The organism is Chryseobacterium endophyticum (assembly GCF_056333165.1).
In genome coordinates, this window is sequence record NZ_JBWGXE010000002.1 from 1 (window position 1) to 23,899 (window position 23,899).

Below are 23,899 nucleotides of genomic sequence, written 5' to 3' on the forward strand. Positions count from 1 at the left end.
TGAAGACCTATGCAGATCCGTACTTTTAACAAATACTACGATAAGCTTACTACCGTTGAGAAAAAGAACAGTCCCAAGGAATTGTATTACAAAGGGGATTTTTCGTTATTGGAAAATGGAAGAAGGGTAGCGGCCGTTAGTTCCAGGAAGGTTTCTAAACTGGGTATAAGAATAGCAAGGAAGATTGTTAAATTATTGATAAGCGGTCGATAATCAAAGTATTGTTTTCACAGATAAATTACTTGATATGTTGATATTTTGTAGAACTCCACATTCTTGATAAATCAGATACACAGACCAGGAAGGAAACTTTAGAATGGGTGCATATTAACATCATTAATGCTAAGAGGAACTTCTGGAACACTATCATAAAATCACAAAAAATAGCTTCAGCTCTGTTTAAATGAAATTATCAACATACTTACCGAAGGTACTTTAGGTGAGAAACACTATGATAGGCACATTATTGCGAGCATACTGAATATTTTTTTATCTGATCTAAAGTCATATAATTTTTAAAGAAACAAATTATATTGGAACAATAAAGTTAAATTTTAATAATGAAAGAATAATATTATATATCCAATTGAAAAATAAATCTAAATATTTTGATTAAAAAAAGGATATACAAGAACAATAGTGGAATATAATAAATTTAATAATTGTAATATTTTTGAGTTTGACTGGTACAAAACTAAGTGGGCAAAAGTTTGCGGTTTATTTAATATTATAATATTGATGTGTAAAGTACTGTTGGTGAACGTATTGTGATGAATTGTTAAAAAAATGAATTTTAAATCTTTGCAAGATTTTACTGATGAACTAACCTTTGTTAAGTATTGGATTCTATAGCATGTTATATTTTAAGAAAAATCGCTCCAATTTCTAGTTATTGGACCGCAAAAAAGCTCATATAGATCCAAAGCCCTGCGTAAAGCAACAGAGCGATAGCGAAAAGAATGGCCATAATGAGTCCTATTAGTTTCCAGAAACTTATTTGCTTTTTTTCACGTCCAGGTTGGTCCGGGAAATAACTGGTCTTAATTATAGATGCCACAATTATTAGGATAATGATGCCAAATAACCAACGCAGCCTGTAAACCATGTCTTTTAAATAATGCCATCGTGCAACTGTTTTTTCTTCGAATGTGCTACGGATATTGGTCACATATGCACCCATTTCTGAATGACCTATTTTTACATCAAGTTGCTTTTTATCTTTCAGATAAAAATAAGTATATGGCCTAGCTTCCATTTTCATCGGTTGCTCATCCAATAAAATTGCAACCTCTGTATGATCAAAACCCAGTTTGCGTTTAAATACTTTGCGTACCTCCAATACCTTTACTTGCTTAAACACCTGCTCATTAACAGCTGCATTCCATAATAAGTTACTTTGTATGAATATATACTGAGTTGCAAAAGTTAATACAGCAATATATCCAAACAGGTAGCCTAGAAAACCATACCATTTAACTTTTTCAGCAAATCCTGTTCTTACTGCGGCATATATTGCAATAGGAGAAACTCCAAACGCTGCCCATTTTAAGATGCCAGGCATTAATTTAATTTCATTCATTTCAAATGTGAAACGTGAAGCCAGATAAATGACAAGCCATAAAGCAAAACAACTGATCAAGAAAAGTATTTCAGTTTTGCGAAGTTGACCTGTAATTTTCATGAATTAATTCCTTATTAGTTTATTTTTCTTGATTAGTATTTGAATGCTGTGTTCAACTAATTTTATCTCAATCCTCTCTTTTCTTTTAATGAGATTGATAGCCCTTGTCCACCTTGAATAAATCTCTAGGCCTGCTGATTGTACAGGAATATGTATTACTCTTTTCATACAGTCCAACGTTGATTTTTACTTTCCTGCCATCACAATTATTAAGATGGCAAAGATGCCTTTTATTCTAAACAAAAGATATGCCCATGCAAAAACGACAGGCAAATCGAATGGCGATGTTTGGGGGCAATTAATCAAAAATACACCAAATATAAAAGCTGTTTACTTATTTGAGCGATCCGTAAAGGTCGACTATTAATTGATCATGTGTAATTATGACTTGAAACGCCAAAACATTCCATTAAAAACCATGTAATCTCATTTAGAATTTTTTGATTTATTTTTAAAAACTTTCTTTATCAATAGTTAAAATACTAATGTTGATATAGGATTCTTATAAGTGTAGAAAAAGATAAATCAAGATTAATTATGGAAATAAATATTATCACAAAAGAAGATCTAAAAGAATTCAAAACCGAATTATTAGATGACATTAAAAACCTGCTCAGTATCAAAGTTTCTGAGCAGAAATTATGGTTGCGTTCATCAGAGGTCAAAGAGCTTCTGAAAATTTCTTCCGGAACCCTGCAAAATCTTCGTACAAGTGGGGCTTTGACATTTACTCGTGTCGGAGGAACGCTGTATTATAATTACAAAGACATCGAAAAAATGATTAATGGTAAAAGATAGATTACTGATTCAAAAATAATACAAATGAATTACATAAAACATCTAACAGGTTTCTATGAAAAAGTGGCTCTGGACAACACGCTTAATCCTACACACATCAGTCTTTATTTAGCTTTGTTCCAATTCTGGAATTTCAATCGTTTCCGAAACCCAATAAGTATTTCGCGCGATGAAGTGATGCGAATCAGTAAAATCCGTTCAAAAGCTACTTATCATAAATGTTTAAAGAATTTACATTCTCTAAAATACATTGATTATCAGCCTTCTTATAATCCATTCATTGGAAGTCAGGTTGTTATGTTGGACTTTACGATAAAACTGTAAATCAGTATAGAAAAATATTTTTTTTGAATTTCAGGGTTCAATTTTGAGAAATCTTTTTAAACTTTATTTTTAAATATTTTTCTGAATAGTATCCAAAGGCAAAATAGTTTTTAAAGATGAATTAAAAAACTTGTTCAAAATTTAGTACTCATTACTTGTATATTCCAACGAAAATTTTTAGCTTTACTAAGCAAAATTTAAATTAGGATTTTAACGCTTTTTTGCAGGTGACCTATTTAGGGCCAATTAAAAGATGCTACAGCAAAACGCTTATCAATAAAGAGATGACGGGAGGTTACAAAATCCCTCACTCTCCGCCAGGTTATAAACCAAAATAAGCTAAAACGCTGTAAACATAAATGTTTACAGCGTTTTTTGTTTTAGCGCAGTATCAAAAAAAATCAAAATAGGGAAGTCCAACGATTGTACATCTTTCAAAAAGTGGTAACAAAAAGTAAATTATCAGATTGTTATATGGTAACCCACTGAATCTTTAATTTTTAGCTTAGGATGATGAACGGGCAGACTCATAACCATAGAATTCTAAGACATGGGAAAGAAATACCCATATTTTATCTATTTTTGATCCAGCAATAACTAAAAATGAAATTTTACATCAATAGAGAACATCTGCTCACAGAGATTAAATACCCTAAAAGATTCACATCTGAAAAACTGATGAAAAGCTCGATTATCGTTTTCATGATTGTTTTTTTCTTTCTTTTACTTTTTAAACCTTTTGGCGTCTATGATCCTGAACTCAAATTACACTATTTGTTCATCTGTTTTTTTCATGCCTTTGCTCCATCACTTATATTGTATCTCTATTTCAGGACGTTCAACAATCTCAGAAGAAGAAAAAATGAACTTCACTGGACTCTGTTGAAGGAATATATACACATTATGATCGTTCTAATGCTTGTGGGAGCTGTCAGCTTTTTAATGAGGGATCTGCTGTATAATAATCCTGGTAACTGGTCCTGGCATTATTTCATTGGGGAGATCAGGAATTGTCTGGTAGCCGGGATTTTCTTTTATTTTTTTCTCAGGCTATTGAGCTCTTACATTGAATCCAAAAAAGGAGCGCCCTCTGTATTGCAGTTTATACCTGTAGCACTATCTGGAGAAAAGAAAATTGTTGATCCTCAAATTTTTATCAGTACTCAAGTAAGGCAAGATGATTTTCAGCTGGATATTGAAAACCTTCTTTTTGTTAAAGCCGATGGAAACTATATTGAACTGACCAGGTCAAAAGACAGCGGGATCATAACAGAAGTGAAAAGGATCTCTCTTACTCAATTCGAAAATCAGCTATCCGCTTATCCGAATCTTTTCAGATGTCATAGAGCTTACCTGGTCAACATGTTCAAAATCGAAAAAGTTACAGGTAATTCCCAAGGCTATATATTATTGTTCAGAGAAACCGATCTCAAAGTTCCTGTTTCAAGAAAGCAAACGGAAAGTTTTAATTCCTGTTATAAAGCGCTTAGTAACAAGCATAGTATTTAATCTAGTTGTTCATCACAAAAGCTAGTTGCCGATAACAAATCTGTATTAGCAGGCTTTTCTTGATGTATGTTTGCCATCAAAAATATTAAATCTATTTATGATGGCTAACTCACCGATCACTCCTGATCAGAATACCCGGACCGCAAATCAAATGATCTATGTCGACAATATTAAAGTTCTTCTGACCATACTGGTTGTACTTCATCACACTTTTATTGCCTATAGTTCTTCTGATGGCTGGTATTACAATGAACCCACATCGATCAAAGGTGCAAAACTGATAATGACAATGTTCGTCAGTGTAAACCAATCTTTTTTCATGGGATTTTTCTTTTTGCTGGCTGCTTATTTTACAGGAGCTTCTTATAACAGGAAAGTACCTTCCAGGTTTGTGAAGGACCGTTTAATCAGACTTGGTATTCCTTTAGTATTTTATTCTTTTATTCTCACACCTTTTATGTGCTATCTGGTTTACTATTTTGGAAAAGGAGGGTATGTTGGCATTATGGAATATCTTAGTGGCTATGATAGCTGGATCGATCCGGGAGTGACCTGGTTTATTGCAGCATTGTTGCTCTTTACATTAATTTATGTGGTCATAAGAAGATTATTTAACATTGGTTTTAACGGAAAGTTGGCAGCACCTGGCCTGAGTCGTATATTACAGTTCGCCTTCGGGTTAGGAATTATCAGTTTCGTGTTGAGAATTATTTTTCCGGTGGGTTTTGTACTGAAACCGCTTGGCTTTCAGTTGGGGCACTTTCCGCAGTATGTTGCTCTGTTTATTGTTGGTTTACTGGCTGCCAAAAATAAATGGTTTGATCAGCTCCCGGACAAATTAGGAATGCAGCTCAAAAGATCAGCATATCTGTGTCTGTTGTTTTTCCCGGTGTTTTTTGTTATTGCTTTAAAACTGAACACGCCGGTGGCCTATTTTTCTGGTGGCTTTCACTGGCAGGCATTGATTTATGCAATCTGGGAACAGTGGATCGGTATTTCCATTCTGACGGCATTACTCATCAACGGAAAAAAGAGATGGAATAATGCTTCAAAATTGTCCGGTCAATTAGCACGCAGCAGTTTTGCGGTCTATATTTTCCATCCGCTGATTATTGTAGTGATAACTTTGGCTTTTAGGAACTTGCAGATTGATGGTGCTGTTAAACTTTTGATGGTCGCTCCATTGACGGTTTTATTTAGTTTTCTGTTTGGCTCATTGATTATTTTAATTCCCGGCGTTAAAAAAATTATGTAGTAATTTTAATCTTAGGTTTAGTAATGGTAAGAAAAGTTACGAACATAAAAATTCGGGCTATCCCTGCTTAATATGGAATATTATAGATTTTTGTTATCCGCTCCTGTATTTTCAGTAAGCTTTCTAAGTCCATAAAAACAGTCTATCAGCGATTAAGATTTAATTACGAGCATTTTCCCCTGTAAAATATCGAACTTCCCGGATACATTATTATATTGTTTAAGATCTTCGATTTTGTCACCCTTGCAATATTTTAACGTCATGCGTAATACGGATTGTGTAAATATTTGAATTTGTGTTTATTATGTAACCCGTCGATAAGTTAGGAACTGCATTTTTTTGATTTATAAATCCAATAGCCCTTTCGATTGAAAGGGCTATTAGTTTAATTGTATGAGACGATCAATATCAAATCTCTATCAGGCTTATTTACTTATTGCAATTTATGATTTACATCCGTAAATGTTCCGGTAATGGTCGAAGTACCATTTTTGGTAACTGTTCCGTGAATTGTGATGGATGAATTCGTTCCGATAAATTCAATCTTGGATCCTTGGTTAATTGTAAGGTTTCCAAAAATTGTTACGTTCCCTTCAATTTTCCAGTTGGCATTGCTATTAAGAATCATATGCCCATAGGTGGTAAGGCTACCTTTCAGGTTAAGAAGTGCTCCGCTGTTGATATTAAGAGAATTCCACGGATTGCTTTGCGTACCCTGATAGAACTGCCCATAAATGTTGAATGTTGAATTGCTGTTCAGATTAACCCCCTGAGAAGCTGTTAGTGCTCCACACCAGGTCAATGTCTGGTTTACGTTGATTCCCTGAAGGCTTTTTGTTCCTGAATATTCTAAAGTTTGTCCGGAATTCACATTCAGCCAGTCCCCTCCATTGTATACGGCATAGCTGGAACAATTAGGCGCACCGCTTTCCGGAGCTACCGTTTTAATAATTTTTAATCCTCCGGCTCCTGTTGCAACGAAGATATATTCGCCTCTACTCATTACGAAATTCGATGACCCTGATAAATCCAGCGAACCCATGAGCGTAAGCTGGTTGTTGTCCGTCGTATAAACATACAAACCTGCTCCTCCATTGGCTACAAATACCCTCCCTGAATTCACGGATACAGCATTGCTTACGATATCTGCAGGATTGACACCCGAAACCTGCGTTGGTAAGGAAAGCGTTTGAAGTTTTGTTCCTGAAGTTAAATTATAAACTCCTACACCATTATAGCCTTCTGAAACCAGTAATTTACCGTCGATAAAATCTATTGTTCTTTTAGCTTCTGCTACGTCTGTAGAAGTGGAAAAAGAAGTGATTAAATTAAGACCGTTTGCGTCATAAATTCTTACCCCTTCCGTTCCGCTCAGTACCACAATTTTGTTGTTGTTATATCCCAATGCCCTGAGGTCGTTAAGAGGAATTGACATTTCAATCTGCTGACTGCTTTTATTAAGCTGTGCCAAAACGCCTGTAGCTCCTGAAACAGCATAATATTTTGCACTGCTTGAAGTAACATCCGTTCCTACTTTACCGGTAAGAACAGTCTGCTGGAGAGCGTTCGTAAGCATACCTCCATTAAGTGTCATGCTTCCTACAAAAGCGGGTGAAGCTGCTCCTGAAGCATAAATATCCTTCGCACCTGCTATATATAATTTACCATTATCGTATCGTACCGAACTTACATCTGTATCCGGAAGTATGGCCTGCATTACGAGCTGCGGAGCATTCGGATTGGTGATATTCAAAACCTCAATCGCTCCGAGGTACGTTTCGCCTTCCGTATTATAGGAAACGTACGCATAATTTCCTTCTATCGCAACATGTGTGGCTCTGAGGGTTTTTCCATTATAAACCGGAGGTGCTACTTCAGCTACCATTACAAGGGGGAAATCGCCAGCGCTTCCATTTTTTGCGGCGGAACCTGGTATCATATCCAGTACTCCGGCGCTTCCGAAGTCTATTCTTTTGCTTAATGCACCAGCGTCAGAACTTAAGATAGGGCCTGTTTGCTGTTGATTCTGAAAATCACTATCGTCATTTTGACAAGACAGAACTGTAAGAAAAGTAAGTGCAGCGATGTATCGTAAGAATTTTTTCATAAAGAAGTTTTGATTTATTTTATTGGCAAAGTAAGTTTTTTGTTAAGTTAAATTTCTATAGTCGTAATGATGGTATCATTTATTGTTTACTTAGATAATTCGATTTTGTTAATTTTTGATCGTCCTCTTTTGAACATTACAAAGGTACGTCGGCCATAAATGTTTTTTATGTAGTATAACATGAAAGCTGATGTAGTTTAATTACTACAATGATAAATAAATTTTCACTGAGGGTTTTGCGAGATGAATTAATTGCCTCGTAATCAATCGTTTTTTGAAAATGTGTTGTCTGTACCTAATGGGACTTTTAAAGTGAAGATTCAGGAAATAAGAGAATGTTTATTTACTATAGATCCTGAGAATCTCCACCAATTCGGGTATGGATCGTATTTTCAGTTTATCAAACAGCCTGGTTTTATAGGTGCTGATCGTCGATGAATGGAGATTTAACTGATTAGAAATTTCTTTGAGAGGAATGCCCTCTGCAAGTTTATTGGCAATTTGCAATTCGCGGTCGGACAGGGTTTCGAAAGGTGAATTTGTTGCCGAGCCGGTTAATGATTCTAAAAACATCGATTCTTTTACATTTTCACTGACATAAAGGCCCTTGATGAGCATTGATGTTAAAGCAGCCTCAATGACTTCAGTGGAGCTTTGCTTGCTGAGATACCCTCCGGCACCCATCTTAAGGTAACGTATGGCATAGACGTCTTCATCCTGTGAAGAAAATAGTAGAATTTTTAATTCAGGTCTGTGGATCTTTATGTAATCAATTGCTTCATTTATAGATCCATTAGGCATATTAACGTCCATAATAGCGAGATCCAATTCTTCTTTTAGAATTATTTTGTAAAACGCTTTATAATCTTCCACTTCTGAAATTATGGCATCGGGTCTGATTCGTTTAATCGTTTGTATCAAGCCCATCCGAACAATACCATGATCATCCGCAACAACAATACGAACATTTAATTTTAGATCCTTCATATTTTAAAATTAGGTAAAAAAAGGGAAACAGCCGTACCATTCCGCTCAGAAGAAATGATTTGAATATTTCCGTGCATCAACGATAAAAAATTTTGCACAATTTTCAAGCTTAGCCCAACGCCTTTTTCTCCTGAAGTTCCAAGGAATACCGGATTGTCATAAGTATAGATCGAAGATAAATACTTTTCATCCATTCCCGTTCCGAAATCGATGACAGAAAGTATGACCTGATCTCCTTCTGTAATTGCCTGTAAATAGATTTCTTTATCAGGGAAGGAATATTTTACCGAATTGTTAAAAATTTTATCTAAAACAAATTCGAGCAACAATCGATCTGTAGTTAGAAATGTATTGGGATCTCCTTTAAAACAACATTTAATATTTTTATTTTCTAATTTAACAGCATATTTTTCTTCTAAATGCTGAAAAATATCCATGACCATGATTTTAACGGGTTTAATCTCAAATTTTCCGTATTGTGTTTTTAGCCATGAGGTACTGTCCTGAACAGTTTGAAGATTCTTCTCAGCATCACTTTTCACTTCCTGCAACAATTTAAAAAAATCTTTCCCATCTATGGCTTTTTGTTCCAGTGCCTCTGTAAGCCGAAGAAAATTTCCAAACAGTTCCTTTGAGTCATGAGACAATATAGAGATAAGTCCATTCTTGAAATTAACTTCGTTTTCCAGTTTTTCGATTTTTAACTGTAGTTCGTTGATCAAATCATTCATAAATTCAGTATCATTGGTTTAAGAAGCTGTTTGAATTATTTTTTAGAAGAAGTATTAAATGCCCGAATTCAAAATAAATTCTTTAGGCCTTTCTGCCGTAAAGGGCAATTTATAAAAAAATATATTAGTAGAAAAGAAAAATCAAAAGGAAGATATCGGAATGGTTACAGATAACCAAATATTTAAAAAACGATAATTTGGATGGCCTGCACTCAGATGTAATTAGCTAAACTATTAAATTATCCAAATCACCAGGAATTAATTGGTATATTTACGTTCCAAAACTTTTAACAATGAAGCTTAACCAGACTTTACTTTTACTGCTGATTTCAGTCTTGTCTTTTGGTCAAAATAAACAATTTCTTTACGAATACAAATTCATTCCTGACTCTATGAACAAAGCTAATGTCAGATCAGAAATAATGATTCTTAACGTATTGAAAAACAGGTCTGAATACTACAGTGCCGTACGATACGCTTCGGATTCTGCTCAGGCTGCAGATTTTAAAAAAGGCATTTTTTCAATGCCGGCTAATATTGAATCGGTCAATGAATGGGTTACCAAATATCCCAATTCTAATGAAATTATACACACCACTTTTCTGGTTTGGGACAAATATAAAGTGAAGCAGGATGTAGAATTGAAGTGGAAACTCACCAACGAGTTTTCCAAAATCCTCAATTATGATGTTCAGAAAGCAACTACCCAATTTGGCGGTCGACAATGGACGGCCTGGTTTACCAAAGAAATTCCCATTCAGGATGGTCCGTACAAATTTAAAGGTCTTCCGGGATTGATTTTAAAGATTGAAGATTCAACGAAAAGCCACCGTTGGGAACTGAGAGGCATCCGATCTAACCATGAAGAATTCCACTATCCCGACCTTGGCCAATACAAAATTATTGAGTTAAATTACAATCAGTTCGTTAAGAAATTTAAAAATTACCGCGCCAATCCAACGGCTGATCTGGTGGGACGGATTCCCGACCAGACCAATGCTGACGGAACCATGCGTACATCAGCAGAAGTTATCAGGGAAATCAATCAGCAGATTATGGCAAAACTGGCTCACGATAATAATTTGATTGAACTGAACTTGCTGAAATAAATGTTTACTCATCAACTAACAAATAAAACCCTTCAGACATTCTGCAAGGGTTTGCTTTTAGCGATATAACGAAATTACGTCATCATTTATCTATAATCTGCCTTATATAAAGATCCAAATTTATTGATTCTTTCTTTACATCTTTTCTCAAATAATATAATTCAATGTTTTAAAACGGTCAATAAGCTTGAAAATTTATTATAATGTTAAAAGTATTAGAAAGAATAGGAATCAAAAATCACGCATTTCGACGGTAGCAAAAAATGAATCTTTGAGAAGTGTCGAATATCATCCGTGAAAATACCTGCGTGGCAAATCTGGTGTTTTTACGGATATGGAGTCAATGTAAATCACTTAACTTTGAACATGTTAGCTTAATAACAAATGATTTAAAATAACTTGCTTTGTCTGTTTTTCAGAAACCGTATTTGTGTAAAACTTGGGTTGTAAACTAATGTTTCACTGTACCATTCTGGGTGATATTTATAGAGCCGAAGTAAACGGAATTAGCTAAACAAGTTTACTCAATACACTTCGATTTTTCAAAATTTTAAATAACTTATATTATGAACAACCAAATTTTTATTAATTATTGGATAGGGCAGGAGCCTATCCCGCCATCACCTCAGTTAGATCAGATGCCATCTTATGTTAATATTGTGCCTTTGGCGTTTTTCAATATTGACGAAAACTACGAACTTCAGTTTGCCTGGAAAGAATATATTTCCAAGATCCCAGGCTGGATACAAATGATTAAAGCCAATGGGACAAAGGTTTTGGCATCCATCAATGATATTAAACTGGGAGATATACCTTCAGATAAGCAACCTTTATTTGTAAATAATGTAGTATCTCTTGTAAAAGAATGGGATTTGGATGGTATCGACTTTGATTTCGAACCTCCCTACAATCCCCATATAAATCTTATTGCAACGATTCAGGCACTACGCAATGCCCTGCCGGAAGGGTCAATATTTACGGCGCCTATATACAGTATTTGGTTAGATTATGAAGATTTACTGCAACAATTGTCTTCAGTGGTAGATTATGTAACCACCATGGATTATTCACCCTATCCTAAGTATGATCAGACGATAAATTACTGTAATCAATATGCCGCCATTATGAAGGGGGGATGGGAACAATTGGTGATTGGCATCAGCTGTATGGAACCATCCAAGAATTATTTCACACCCTATGAAGATGTAGTAAGACTGAGCCAATATCAGCCTGAAAATGGTCAAAAAGGTGGATGTATGTTATATACTTTTAGCTATGATGTCAAAGAACGCAATGGGGCAGGTACAGGTTATCCAGATGGTACATGGACTGAGACAATATTTAAAAATCTTTTTCCAAAATAATTTTTCAACTAAAGTATTGCATAAAATCCATCGATTAAATGATTACATGGAATGAAGACGGTAATTAAGCGATTAAATAAAAAAGTATTATTGACTCGAGACAAAGGTTTTCTTTCGTTGAGACATCATATTTAAAACTCTTCAAAACATAAAGCCATTCTTATCCACAACTCAAATTCAATCTTGGAAGTGTATAATCTGTAAATGGTGAAGAAAATATATTTCTAATTAATTTTATAATAATGTAATAAAATCCAATCTAAACTAAATTAACAACCATGAATCTCATACAAGACTCCACCTTGCAAGGTATTACCTTGACAAACTATGACATGGTGGTCGCCACTACACAGGTAGCCATCAACGAAACTATGGGCGAATATTTATATGCCCATCCGCAAGACTTTACCATTCTTGGAATTGTCGATGACAATGGTAATGTAACAAGTATTACGACTGACCCGAGCCAAGCGGCATGTTCTTTATCAGGAACAATCCAGCTGGAAAAAGATTCAAGGGGAAAGTACATTAATCTGGTAGATTTAACTACCCAAAAGGGTAATCAGACCGTTCAATATAATATTACCATGCAAAATGGTGATTTTAAGTACGATTGGCAAGGGCTCAGCTTTGAGAAAAAACAAGATTCCAGTGCGCCATGGATATTCCGAATGTTTGTAGAACTGAAAAACGATCCAGTATCTTTAAATGACCTTCCAACTGATTTGCAAACAAAACTGAGTTCTTTGGATGAAAACATATTCTCTATCCAGCAATTATATATGGATTTAAACACCGCAGCACTAAATACAATTGACGGTGTTACCTTTCCCGGGCCGGTACAAACCCCTGCCATGCAGATTCTTACTTTGTATTTAGCGCAGCAACAGGCTTCAGGAAAGCCATTGTTTGGAGTGTCTGTTACCTATACCGATCAGAATACTCCTCCTCCAACCCTTACACCTACTTTTGTAGATTTCTGCGTCACACCATATACGGACAATACCGGTAAAAATAGCAATCCGGATCTTGATACGTTAAATTATCTTGTCATGGTAAATAATAATACACCTCCGAAAACTCCTCCGTCCTCATTTAATTTTAATTGGGTTACCGATGAACAAAACATGGGTGCCATGGCTATTCGTGAAGATGAATTTACACCATTTGTAATTAATGAGTTAAATCCACTCTTGAAAACTGTTTGTCCGATCATGTATTGTAAAGCTGACGGAAGCAAGTCGTCACCTGATGATGCTGTAATTCAACTGAACACAGGAACCGATCATACATTCAATAATACTTTTAATGCCGGTACGGGACAGATAGCCAGCTACAGCTATTCAACCAATGATTCCAGTACAGATAACGGTCCATGGTATGCACCTTATGAACTTACGGTATCAGGAAATTATTCAAGTACGACCAATATTCTTTTAAATGCAGATACGATCCAGCTTAATGGCTCAATGACCGCTAACGGAGATTCCGTAAGTACGGTACAGGGGAGTAGCTGGGACAGTGAGATGCCAAATACAACATGGAATTGGTCTGTCGACCTGCAGTTATACTTCGACGCTGAAAATAATGGGCAGCTTGACCTTAAAATTATTAATCCTAATTTTAATACTCCTCCCACTGTTGAAGATCACAGCCAGTCATGGTGGGAAACTTTTCTTCAAAGCTTGGGCGGATACATGGTGTCTTATACAAATAACCTTGGGGATTTAGTAGGTACGGTAGAAAATAATATTGAAGGATCAATTGTAACAAGTTTAACCAGTATCCTTGCTACAGCAAACCATTTTATTTTTCCGGGAGCAAAGACTTTTGCATTTGAAAATCCCCAGTTTAGCAACAGCAGGGATTTGGTATCCAATATCACTTACTTAAACCCAAATGCCTGATGTTATGAGTAAAATTATAGTAGAAAGCGAACTGATGAAGAATCAGAAGGCTGCGGCGCTATTACCCGCGCAGTCTGCCTTCAATAGCCATCAATGCCAAAGTGGAGCCAGCATATTCCTTGCGATTAGTGATGCGGGTGTTTTTAATCTTCTGAAAGAGGAAAACCAGGATTCTCTGGGATGGATTTCTATTGATTTATGTGATGGACTTTCAGTGATTTATCCGGGCAAACAAATTGAGGTGAAAAGTTTTGCGAGCCAACAGAATTTTACTGGTGGAAACATAGATATAGCCATAGCAATAAGTGTAGAGGGAGACGCGAATACATATCTGTATGTGGCAACTTCTTTATCAAATGCGGATAATGCATCCTGGATGTCAGATATATCAAATATTGACTGGAATCCACTGCCTTATGATGATTTAACTCATCCGTTAAGCGTCGTTAATATTACCAACATTTACCTGTCGCCTCAGCAAAATCCGACCAGTGACCCTCAATTGGTATGTGAAGTAGATATCAATAATTACCTTCAGAACTATACCGTAAATTTAAGCGGTACCAATTCCTGGGCACAGTTGTCGACACCTGAAAACTTTGATACATTACTAGATAGTGCGGTAGGAAAAGCTTCAGCATCAACTTTTGCGGGCCTATATCAGTTGACAAGCATCAATGGTAGCATCGGACTTAACTTTATTCCGCTCCAATCTTTTTTCGGCCCACCAACAATCATCAAGATGATAGCACCCGATGGGGCTTCAAAAATTGCGACACTTACTGTTGATGATCAAAATAATACAAATCTGTTTGTTGCGGCGAACGGTTCGATATACTTATTTACTCCTGAAAATCAAAAGAACAATACCAGTGGTACAGCCATCGTAACCAATAGTATTATTGTGGGCTTGCAGGATTTTTATGCTCATCAAAGCAATGATTGCAGTATTTTATGGGGATTGGATCAGCAGGGACAAGTATTTTATACCTCTTGTATTAAGGGTCAGGAAGCAACTTCAGAGGCTTGGTCAGCTCCCATACCTATTCTAGACAATGCTGAAAGAATTTCTTCATATGTAAATTCTACATCAGGACAAATTATTATTTTCGCTCATACCAGTGATCAAAATATCATTCAATTAAGTCAGGATGTTACCAACAGCTTATGGCAGCAGAGAAATATTCTTTTGCCCCCTCCTGATTATAATACAGTCCAGGAATATAATACCTTTACCAGTAATATTCTTTTAACGGACGATAATGACCTCCCATTAAATGGCGTGCCGGCTACCATTACATCGGTCAATCAATGCACTGTATATATAAATTCGGTTTATCATATTCTTTCGCCAACAGTTCCCGTTAGTATTATGCCGGACAATACAGGCAATATAAGCATTGTACAGGAAACTCAAAGTTTGGGAGCAGTTTGTTACAAAGTTGAAACCGAAGGGGTAAGTATAGATGTTAATCCAATGTCTAAGATTATACTTACCTTATCAGTGATACAGAATGGTGATCAGCTAGGAGCTGTTCAGGTTGATAATGGTGACGGCAGTACTCAGCCTTTAGTCGGAAGTAACATCAGTGATGACCAGAAAAATGCGGCGGCTTCTGCATTACAGCAATTTGTGACCATTGCAGGTACTTTACCTGCCGATGGCTCTGCAAAGCAACCGTCATCAAACAATAGCCAGATAATGATTACTGAAAATTCAACAAATTTTACGGATAAAATCTGGGGTGTCTCCTACAAGGATGGACATCATTATTTTGAAGGCAGCCAGAATTTAACGTTGCCGGATATCTATCTTATGAATCAATCTATGGTTCTTAAAAATACGGTAGATTCGGTAAACAGTATCTGGGATGCTATCGAAACTGCCGCCGGCGATTTATGGAACTGGTTAAAAAATGCGTATGAAAAAGTAACTCAATTCTTCGTTGCCATTAAAGATGATCTCTACCATTTTTTCATTGAAATTGAGGGTATTCTTTACAGGGCGATAATTACTTGCGTGAACGATATTGTACAAGCAGTAGAATTTGTTTTTAATAAGATCGAAGTAGCATTTGAAGACCTCATCAAGTGGCTTGGCTTTATATTCTCCTGGAATGATATTGTCCGTACACACAATGTATTAAAAAATGTGATCAGTACTTATCTTGATCAGGCTATCGGAAATTTAAGTACGTATCCGGATAAGATAAAAAATACTTTTAGTGATATAGAAAATTTTATTGCTACCTGGGCAGATATTCCTGCGAATATTCCGGACTCCTTACAAAACAGCACTCGTGGCAGTTCCAATGCAGCGGCTACCCAACCCGCCGGTATCAATACCCCGCAAAGTAACTGGGGGATCACGCATGCCAAAAGTGGTGCGGGGTCTGCCAATACTAATGCAGACGGCACTCTGGGTGACATCGAGTCAATCTTATCTCCTTTACTGGCGATGCTCGAAAATGAAAAAGATGTTTTACAGGGAGCCTATGAAAGTTTTAAAACCGATGTTATTGATAAGATTGACCAGCTATCTTTTGTAGAAATTGTAAAAGCGATTGTGGCTATTATTGTCAATGCGGTTTTAGAAAGCGTAGAAAATATTTTAGTTGCTTCTGTTGAGGTTTTCCTAAACTTGGCGCAGGATATTGTGCGCTTATTGAATGAATCTATAGATATCCCGGTCATTTCATGGCTTTACAAAAAAGTATCCGGAAATGATTTAAGTATGCTTGATTTGGTGTGCCTGATCATAGCAATACCAACAACGATCGTGTACAAAATTATTGCTGAAGATGTACCATTTCCTGATAATACTGTCACAACCTCTCTTATTGAAGCACCAGACTTCGAAAGTTTAAGAAATATCTGCAATGGAACTGCTTCTTTGAAAAATAATCTAAATGCAAGTAATGATGCGCTGGTAGTTAATGCAGTCTCAGATAATGAAAAGACGATCAACCAAAAATTAGTATTATCTGCAGGTATCTGTTCAGCGATCGGCGCTGTGGGTGTATCTATATTCGGCCCGTTAAAAACAAAATTTCCGACAGGTACTTCCGGAAAGGTGTTTTCCGCTCTTAACGGAGGATCCTATCTTGCTTATGCCCTGCCGGATATTATTGGTCAAATACCCGATTTACAAGACAAAAAATGGTGGGCGGTCACCAATGAAATTGTTACAGATATTTGCATTGTTAAAGCCATGATTGACATGTCGATTGGGTTCAAGAAGGTACCTTCAGCCGGCTGGAATGCCTTTTCTCCATGGTTTGATTTCGGATCAAATATTGTATGGCAGGTACCTACAACAGGCGCGATTTTTGATTCAGAAAACCAGAATACTGCTGGAATTTTAAGCTATTGGGGTGGGACATGTTTCGATTGCAGTGGCATTCTGTCACCGGTTTTAGCTGATGATGATGAACCTGTAAGCTGGGGAATAGCGGTAGCTGCTAATGCTATATTTAATGCAGGTTATGGCAGCATGTCTTGCGCATCAAGTGTATTACTTTATAATGCTCAGCCATAACGTTTTATATTATACTTAAATAATACACTATAGTACTTTGACTATATAAATAAAAGTGGCTGTGAGAAATAAATCTCATAGCCATTTATTTTGAAATACAATTTAAAACCTCATCGTTTGCCCTTATAGGGTTACGAAGACCCGTATAAACCAGAATATGTTCGGGGTACACAAGGCAAGCTCAAAATGTTGTAAAAAGTGTTCTCAGATAGCCTATTCTTGCAACTTGGAAACATAACCCTGATAAGTTTTTTGGAAATTGGCCAGGTTTTCTTTTCCGGATCTGATGATCTTGCCATTTTCGTAAATGTCATAGGTGTTCGGTGCGTTGCTTTTTTTATTTTGATAATCTAAAGCGATCCCATGGGTAATGATTCCTGATCCATCGGTTTTGAAATAAGCCAGATCCTGTGGCGCAAATTTTTCTGCATAACTCCTGTAATATAGTTTCAGAAGCGCATCCTTTTCACTGAAAAACTTTCCGATATCTTCGAATATAGTGTCGAGGTTATCCAGATCAGGACGGATTTTGAGACCATAAAAGAGCTTATACGTTTTGTCCGGATTATCATCACCAAAAACTCCGTAATTGGTAGTCACGCTTACAGTCCGGATCATATTATCAGATAAAGACCTTGTAATGATGGTGTTTTTAGGCAATTTACCGATGTTGAAATCAATATTTTCTACAATGATTGCCGGTTTGTTGTTATAGAAAAAAGTCAGGACCTGCTTTTTATTTTTTAATCCTATAGTGATGACAGAATGCTTATCCTCAGCATTGGTAATCCTGATTTCGTCATGCAGTTTGGCAAAGATCAGCGCATTACCGTAATTGACCGCATACATGGCAACGACAATGCTGTCCAGCTTTCCGTTTTTATGTTTTTTGAATGTGCTTCCTTTTTCAATAGTCGTTTGTGTATAGCCCCGCGAAATAAGGTCCTGACCAAAAGAAAATAACGGTGCCATCAAAAATGCAATGATTGTGAGGGTTGTTTTCATACTTTTTATATTGCTTTAAGATACAAAATTATCGTTTCAAAAGGATGATGTTAAACGTAACGATGTCATACCCGGTTCTGATTTATAAATTACGCTTTAGTGACCTTTATCATACGTATTTTCAAAAGAAGTCTATAACTTTATTAAAAATTAAACAATGAAGATCGAGCAAATTTATACTGGGTGTCTGTCTCATGCAGCCTATTTTCTGGAAAGCGACGGAGAGGTTGCTGTTTTTGATCCGTTACGCGATGTAGATTCCTATATTTCAAAAGCAGAAGCTGAAAAAGCTAAAATAAAGTACATTTTCGAAACACATTTTCATGCAGACTTTGTAAGCGGGCATCTTGAATTAAAAGCCAAAACAGAAGCTGACATTGTTTTCGGACCAACGGCAAAACCTTCTTATGAGGCAATCGTGGCAGATGACGGAGATATTTTTTATGTAGGCAAATGCATGGTGAAGGTTATTCATACACCTGGCCATACCATGGAAAGCACCACGTACCTGATCTTCGACGAAAATGGTATTCAGCACGCCATCATTACCGGGGATACCTTATTTATCGGTGATGTCGGCCGGCCGGATCTTGCACAGCATGTCAACAGTGAGCTTACACGGGATAAACTGGCCAGACTGCTGTTTCATTCTTTAAGAGAAAAAATAATGCCTCTTGATGATCATTTGATCGTCTACCCAAATCATGGGGCAGGAAGTGCCTGTGGTAAAATGATGAGTAAAGAGACAACCGATACGTTAGGCCACCAGAAAGAAACAAATTATGCTCTCAGAAAAGATATGACCGAAGATGAGTTTGTGTCAGAATTGCTTTCCGGCTTAACAGACCCACCAGGATATTTTCCTAAAAATGTTTTGCTTAATATCAATGGTTATGATCATCTAGATGCCGTACTCGTTAAAGGAAAGAATCCACTTACCGTTGATGATTTTCTAAAAATGGCTGAGGCTGATGATGTACTGATCCTGGATACAAGAAATGCGTCCGTATTTGCAGAGGGTTTTATTCCTGGCAGCCTCAATGTCGGGCTTGATGGAAGTTTTGCCAATTGGGTCGGTGAAATGATCAGCGATATTAATCAAAAAATACTTTTAGTGACTGATGAAGGCAGGGAGGAAGAAAGTATGATAAGACTGTCCAGAGTAGGATATGACAATACCATCGGCTATCTTAAAGGAGGTTTCGAAGCCTGGAAGAATTCAGGCAAAAAAATTGAAACTGCAGAAAGAATCTCAGCTGAAAAATTGAAAGAGATCTATGATGAAAACCTAATTATCTTTGATGTAAGAAAGAATAGTGAGTTTGAATCCGAACATATTGCCGGCGCTGTTAATGTTCCTTTAAATAAAATAAACTTCTATTTCGATTCTTTTCCAAAGGACCAGCCGTTTATTATATATTGTGCCGGAGGCTATAGAAGTATGATAGCTGCATCTATATTAAAACAACATGGATTTAAAGATTTTGCAGATGTGAAAGGAGGATTTGCTGAAATAAAGAAGAACGATCTTCCGAGAACTGCTTATTCAGCGCCGACGACCTTGTTGTAAGGTTGAATTTTACAGTGTTTTTTAGAAGAATTACTGGTTGCAAGAGCAATAAAAGCGCTTAATTTTTAAGAGCGGAATTCTTGCTGTTCTGATATTGACATACTGTCGCATATCTGTTTACGGGCTTCTCTTGTCTCTCATGATTTTGCTGCTGAAAATATTGAATGGAAAATAAGCTTTTGATGGATAAGTTCGTGATCAGTTTAGTAAAGATTTCTTATACTGGCTTGGAGATAAGGAGGTTTTAATTCGGAATAGTTTGTTGAAAGACTGCGGGTGCTCAAATCCCAGTTGATAGGCAATTTCAGCGATGCTGAGTTTGTCCTTCGCAAGATATTCCTTGGCTTTCTCAATGACCTTTTCGTGAATGTATTGCTGCGTATTCAATCCGACCAGGTTCCGTAAAAGATCGCTCAGGTACCGCGGTGTTACCTTAAGGTTCTCCGCCAAAGTATTTACGGTAGGAATCCCATTGACCACCGGCATGTCATTATTGAAATAATTTTCCAGCTGGTGTTCGAGCCTGGCAAGAAGGTCATTGTTGACTGCCTTTCTGGTCAGAAACTGCCGGTCATAGAAACGGTTGGCATAATTGAGCAGCAACTCGATCTGGGAAATGATCACGTCCTGACTGAACTTATCGATGCGCTCGCTTAGCTCGTCCTGGATAAACCGGTAAATACTGAGTATCGTTGTTTTTTCTTTTTCCGAAAGGTAAAGCGCTTCTGCTGCAGAATAGTTGAAAAAGCCATAATGCCTTATGTTCGAGCCCAGCGGGTAAGGGCTTAACAGATCAGGATGGATGTGTAGGGTCATCCCATCATAATCAGCCTCTTCTTCCTGCATCTTCAGCAGCTGGCCCGGAGCAATGAACGACATTCCTCCCTCTTCGAAATCGTAGTAGCCCTGACCATATTTCAATTTTCCGGAAAAGCTTGTTTTAAAGGAAATTTTATAAAAATTCAGGATGATGCCCTGCTCGAAATCCCTGGGGTCAAACCGGGCTTCCCCATAGTTGATAATGCTGATGAGGGGATGTGAAGGGGCCGGCTGTCCCATTGCTTTATGAAGCTGGGATAAGGAATCAAAGATGACCGGTTGCTTTTTCATTATACAAATTTAAGTAATTAGTAAGTTATTCCCGGACGGTTAAAAATTACAGTCCGGGAACGACCTTCGGCTAGAATATAAACTGTCCTCGGATCTTCTCAAACTGTCCTTCCGGTGTTAATTCCAACCGTTCCCGGTAAAGGGCAACAGCGTCTTTGCCTGCAACGTACCTGAGCTGGGATTTTTCGTCGGTCGCAGCTTCGTAAATGATCTGAGCCACTTCTTCTGCTTTTGTATAATTGGCGATCTGTTCCTCACTGTAACCTTCGCTGACCTTTGCTACCAGCTGACTGTATGCTTCATGCATTCCTCCCTGAAGGGATCTCCCTGTAAAGTTGGTCTGCATCCCTCCCGGAGCGATGACTTTTACATTGATTCCAAATTGTGCGAGCTCGTAGGCCAAGCCTTCTGAAAATCCATCGACGGCAAATTTGCTGGCATTGTAAATAGAGCAGGTAGGATATCCCAGGAGGCCAAATGTACTGGTGATATTGATGAACGTTCCGCTTTTTCTTTCCCGGAAATAAGGAAGAAAGGCTTTAGTGATATGAATCACACCCAGTAAATTGGTTTGGATCTGCATTTGGATCTTTTCATCGGTCAATGATTCCAGGGGACCGATAAGGCCGTAACCTGCGTTGTTAAGCACGACATCAACGGTTTGGGATTTTAACATCTCAGATATAGTTGCCTGGCTTTTTACCGTATCGGTAACATCAAGTTCCAGCAGGACTACATTGGGAAGTTGATTGAGTTCTTTTTCCTCCTCGGGTCTTCGCATGGTCGCGATTACTTTCCATCCTTTTTCCTGGAATAATCGGGCGGTTGCCTTCCCTAATCCGGATGAAGCTCCGGTTATAAAAATTGTCTTTTGCATGATTTTGATTTATTTGTTGATGCAAAGTTGGGCATTTACCGAAGTTGAAAGTAAGTCAGACAGGTAATAATGTAAGCCGAAATGACGAAGCCTTCTGCTTTCTATCCATGTGCGTCCTTTTAATTTCATTGGCAGAAAATACCTGTTGAAAGGCTGGCTTTCGCAATTTAAAATCCTTCTCAATCTCCGAGTAATGAGCTGATGAAAAAATACATTCTCCCGTCTTTCAAAAAATAGTAATCATTTTTTTGTGTATCGAATATATAATTAATTGATAATATGGTAGTGGGGTAGTGTTTTTCATTTCTTCATTGGGAATGACTCTAAAACCTGCCATGCATGACCATCAGTCTGTTGTATCAATGAAATTTCTTTGAATATGATGGATTCAGGGATTTTCAGTTTTATGATTTCTTTGAAAATTTCATCCGTACAACAGGAATTTCGTGGATGCATTAGTGTTATATGCGGATTACCATAAGTATTCATTATATCACAATCTTTAAGTATGATTTGGCGTAGCTTGTGGAATTGATCATTTCTTTTTGCAGTTATCATCACACCTCTTTGTTCTGAAAAACGAATTAAGCGATCTAAATGGATTTTGACAGAATCGATATCAAGTGTACTCAGATTAAATTTTACCTGAGCAAGATTATCAAGTTCTTCTTCACGGCAAAGCGTTACATGAGCTCTGATCAGGTTAAACTGAACCGGATTGTATTTCTTCCTGATTTCCTCGATTTCTAAAGTGTCACTATGATCCAAAAACAAGGTAAGCTGCCTTCTCAGTTTATTCATTTTCTCTTAGCGGTTATTATCAAAAAATAGTAAGAAAAGAAATAAGAATCTGACGATACTACAGCAATGTCTGTCCGAAAGTAATCAGATTATTATCAGGATCCAATATCGAAAACTCTTTCTGACCCCAATGTTTTTGCTTCAGATGGCCAGCAGGATGAATTTCAATACTGTTATTAAGAAAAGACTGATAAATTGCATCGATCTCAGAACACCGTATGTAGACCTGTCCATAATTTTCAGCAGGCATCAGTGATTCAAATTCGAAAAAATGGATTTCCAAACCGTCTTTCTTTAACATCAGGTATCCCTGGAAGTCGTTCCCGGAGGTTTCAAATCCTAATTTGGCGTAGAATGCTCTCGTATTTTCTTTATTGCGCATGGGCAATTTTGGAATTATTGTTGTCATCATATTTTTTTTCAAAATTGATGATATTTTATGAAAATCACACTTGATCGAAATCAAAAAACAACATTGGCCCGCACTCTGCTTAGGGTCTCAGGTCTTATTTTCAGGTAAGAAGCAATCATTGATAGCGGGAATGTTTGTATCAGCTTGGGTTTTACCTGTAATAAGTATTTGTATTTTTCGGCTGGACTCATATTTTCATTGTAGAAATCCATTTTTAAATTGGATGTATTGAGAAGCTTGTTGAATTGCAAAAACTTCTGAGAGATGGCGATAAGTTCATGCAGATCCTGCAACGTCAGTTCCAGCACCTCGGATTTTTCAAATGCCTTTATGTTTGCTTTGGCGGGTTGCTGCATCACCAGACTTTGTAGGTTTATTGCCCATTCGCCTTCAATATGCAGATCCGTGATGATTTCTTCATCAAGATGTTCATGATAGTAATATTGGTAGAAGGAACCTCTGACAATGTAAAAGAGAGATGTTGAAATAGTCCCGGCTGGATCTAATACTTCATTTTTATCCAAATTCCTAGTAGAGAGATGGTTTTGCAATAATTGTTTCTCAGCATTGGAGAAATTTCCAACTGGTTCCAGCATGATGAACTTTTTTATTATTAGCAAATATAGAAGAATCAATCGAATTTATTTGGCAACAAAATTAAGCTTTGTCTTAGGGTTAAGTTGTTATATGTGACTAATTTCTAAAAAAGCTGGAAATCTCCAAATAGTTTCTATGAGACAGGTCACAAAAAATTAATTTTAATATTACCTTTCAAATCCTTGAATAGCCCATTGGTTAAAAGGCAGATAAATAA

Annotated in this window: 19 protein-coding genes; 9 read left to right on the forward strand and 10 right to left on the reverse strand. The window is 36.9% G+C overall.

Translation table 11 applies throughout. The features are described from left to right. Positions 1–9 precede the first annotated feature (9 nt). Complete coding sequence (locus tag AC0N32_RS04520) at positions 10–213, forward strand: DNA-processing protein DprA (protein ID WP_476392668.1); 204 nt, start codon at positions 10–12, stop codon at positions 211–213. A gap of 676 nt (positions 214–889) precedes the next feature. On the opposite strand, the gene AC0N32_RS04525 is transcribed toward AC0N32_RS04520, so the two are convergent. After that, positions 890–1,681 (reverse strand): hypothetical protein, encoded by a 792-nt coding sequence (locus AC0N32_RS04525; protein WP_476392669.1) that lies wholly within the window; start codon positions 1,679–1,681, stop codon positions 890–892. 537 nt (positions 1,682–2,218) lie between these two features. On the opposite strand from AC0N32_RS04525, the gene AC0N32_RS04530 reads away from it, so the two are divergent. From AC0N32_RS04530 to AC0N32_RS04540, 3 genes are all read left to right on the forward strand, one after another. Next, a complete protein-coding gene (locus tag AC0N32_RS04530) occupies positions 2,219–2,479 on the forward strand; it encodes a helix-turn-helix domain-containing protein (protein WP_476392670.1) in 261 nt (86 codons plus the stop codon). 927 nt (positions 2,480–3,406) lie between these two features. Then, positions 3,407–4,312 (forward strand): LytR/AlgR family response regulator transcription factor, encoded by a 906-nt coding sequence (locus AC0N32_RS04535; RefSeq protein ID WP_476392671.1) that lies wholly within the window; start codon positions 3,407–3,409, stop codon positions 4,310–4,312. A 97-nt stretch (positions 4,313–4,409) separates the two neighbouring features. Beyond that, the gene (locus AC0N32_RS04540) at positions 4,410–5,567 is read left to right on the forward strand and encodes an acyltransferase family protein (RefSeq protein WP_476392672.1); all 1,158 of its coding nucleotides are present in this window, start codon (positions 4,410–4,412) and stop codon (positions 5,565–5,567) included. Positions 5,568–6,000: 433 nt separating this feature from the next. On the opposite strand, the gene AC0N32_RS04545 is transcribed toward AC0N32_RS04540, so the two are convergent. The 3 genes from AC0N32_RS04545 to AC0N32_RS04555 form a co-directional block, all read right to left on the reverse strand. Next, entirely contained in the window at positions 6,001–7,674 is a 1,674-nt protein-coding gene (locus AC0N32_RS04545) for an LVIVD repeat-containing protein (RefSeq protein ID WP_476392673.1), read from the reverse strand. Positions 7,675–8,013: 339 nt separating this feature from the next. Next, positions 8,014–8,661, reverse strand: coding sequence for a response regulator (locus AC0N32_RS04550; RefSeq protein WP_476392674.1), 648 nt, complete (start codon positions 8,659–8,661; stop codon positions 8,014–8,016). Next, positions 8,658–9,392, reverse strand: a complete 735-nt coding sequence (locus AC0N32_RS04555; RefSeq protein ID WP_476392675.1) for a sensor histidine kinase — start codon at positions 9,390–9,392, stop codon at positions 8,658–8,660. Before AC0N32_RS04555 ends, AC0N32_RS04550 begins: the two co-directional genes overlap by 4 nt. Before the next feature lie 293 nt (positions 9,393–9,685). Here AC0N32_RS04555 and AC0N32_RS04560 point away from each other — a divergent pair, with 293 nt between their 5' ends. The 4 genes from AC0N32_RS04560 (at position 9,686) to AC0N32_RS04575 (ending at position 17,310) form a co-directional block, all read left to right on the forward strand. Further along, the gene (locus AC0N32_RS04560) at positions 9,686–10,501 is read left to right on the forward strand and encodes a GLPGLI family protein (RefSeq protein WP_476392676.1); all 816 of its coding nucleotides are present in this window, start codon (positions 9,686–9,688) and stop codon (positions 10,499–10,501) included. 566 nt (positions 10,502–11,067) lie between these two features. After that, on the forward strand, positions 11,068–11,865 hold the full coding sequence (locus tag AC0N32_RS04565) for a glycosyl hydrolase family 18 protein (protein ID WP_476392677.1): 798 nt from the start codon (positions 11,068–11,070) through the stop codon (positions 11,863–11,865). 278 nt (positions 11,866–12,143) lie between these two features. After that, positions 12,144–13,772: a hypothetical protein gene (locus tag AC0N32_RS04570; RefSeq protein ID WP_476392678.1), complete on the forward strand. Its 1,629-nt coding sequence runs from the start codon at positions 12,144–12,146 to the stop codon at positions 13,770–13,772. Positions 13,773–13,776: 4 nt separating this feature from the next. Then, a complete protein-coding gene (locus tag AC0N32_RS04575; protein ID WP_476392679.1) occupies positions 13,777–17,310 on the forward strand; it encodes a hypothetical protein in 3,534 nt (1,177 codons plus the stop codon). A gap of 213 nt (positions 17,311–17,523) precedes the next feature. On the opposite strand, the gene AC0N32_RS04580 is transcribed toward AC0N32_RS04575, so the two are convergent. Continuing rightward, positions 17,524–18,315, reverse strand: a complete 792-nt coding sequence (locus AC0N32_RS04580; protein ID WP_476392680.1) for a hypothetical protein — start codon at positions 18,313–18,315, stop codon at positions 17,524–17,526. A 157-nt stretch (positions 18,316–18,472) separates the two neighbouring features. On the opposite strand from AC0N32_RS04580, the gene AC0N32_RS04585 reads away from it, so the two are divergent. Next, on the forward strand, positions 18,473–19,885 hold the full coding sequence (locus AC0N32_RS04585) for an MBL fold metallo-hydrolase (protein WP_476392681.1): 1,413 nt from the start codon (positions 18,473–18,475) through the stop codon (positions 19,883–19,885). A gap of 198 nt (positions 19,886–20,083) precedes the next feature. Here AC0N32_RS04585 and AC0N32_RS04590 read toward each other — a convergent pair whose 3' ends face one another. The 5 genes from AC0N32_RS04590 to AC0N32_RS04610 all read right to left on the reverse strand — a co-directional run bounded on the left by AC0N32_RS04590 (position 20,084) and on the right by AC0N32_RS04610 (position 23,681). Continuing rightward, positions 20,084–20,995 (reverse strand): helix-turn-helix domain-containing protein, encoded by a 912-nt coding sequence (locus AC0N32_RS04590; RefSeq protein ID WP_476392682.1) that lies wholly within the window; start codon positions 20,993–20,995, stop codon positions 20,084–20,086. 70 nt (positions 20,996–21,065) lie between these two features. Beyond that, on the reverse strand, positions 21,066–21,872 hold the full coding sequence (locus tag AC0N32_RS04595) for an SDR family oxidoreductase (RefSeq protein WP_476392683.1): 807 nt from the start codon (positions 21,870–21,872) through the stop codon (positions 21,066–21,068). A 300-nt stretch (positions 21,873–22,172) separates the two neighbouring features. Continuing rightward, positions 22,173–22,673 (reverse strand): 2'-5' RNA ligase family protein, encoded by a 501-nt coding sequence (locus tag AC0N32_RS04600; RefSeq protein ID WP_476392684.1) that lies wholly within the window; start codon positions 22,671–22,673, stop codon positions 22,173–22,175. Between the two features lie 58 nt (positions 22,674–22,731). Next, positions 22,732–23,085: a bleomycin resistance protein gene (locus AC0N32_RS04605; RefSeq protein ID WP_476392685.1), complete on the reverse strand. Its 354-nt coding sequence runs from the start codon at positions 23,083–23,085 to the stop codon at positions 22,732–22,734. 50 nt (positions 23,086–23,135) lie between these two features. Next, positions 23,136–23,681 carry a Crp/Fnr family transcriptional regulator gene (locus tag AC0N32_RS04610; protein ID WP_476392686.1) on the reverse strand — a complete coding sequence of 182 codons (546 nt, stop codon included), beginning with the start codon at positions 23,679–23,681 and terminating at the stop codon, positions 23,136–23,138. Between the last annotated feature and the right edge of the window lie 218 nt (positions 23,682–23,899).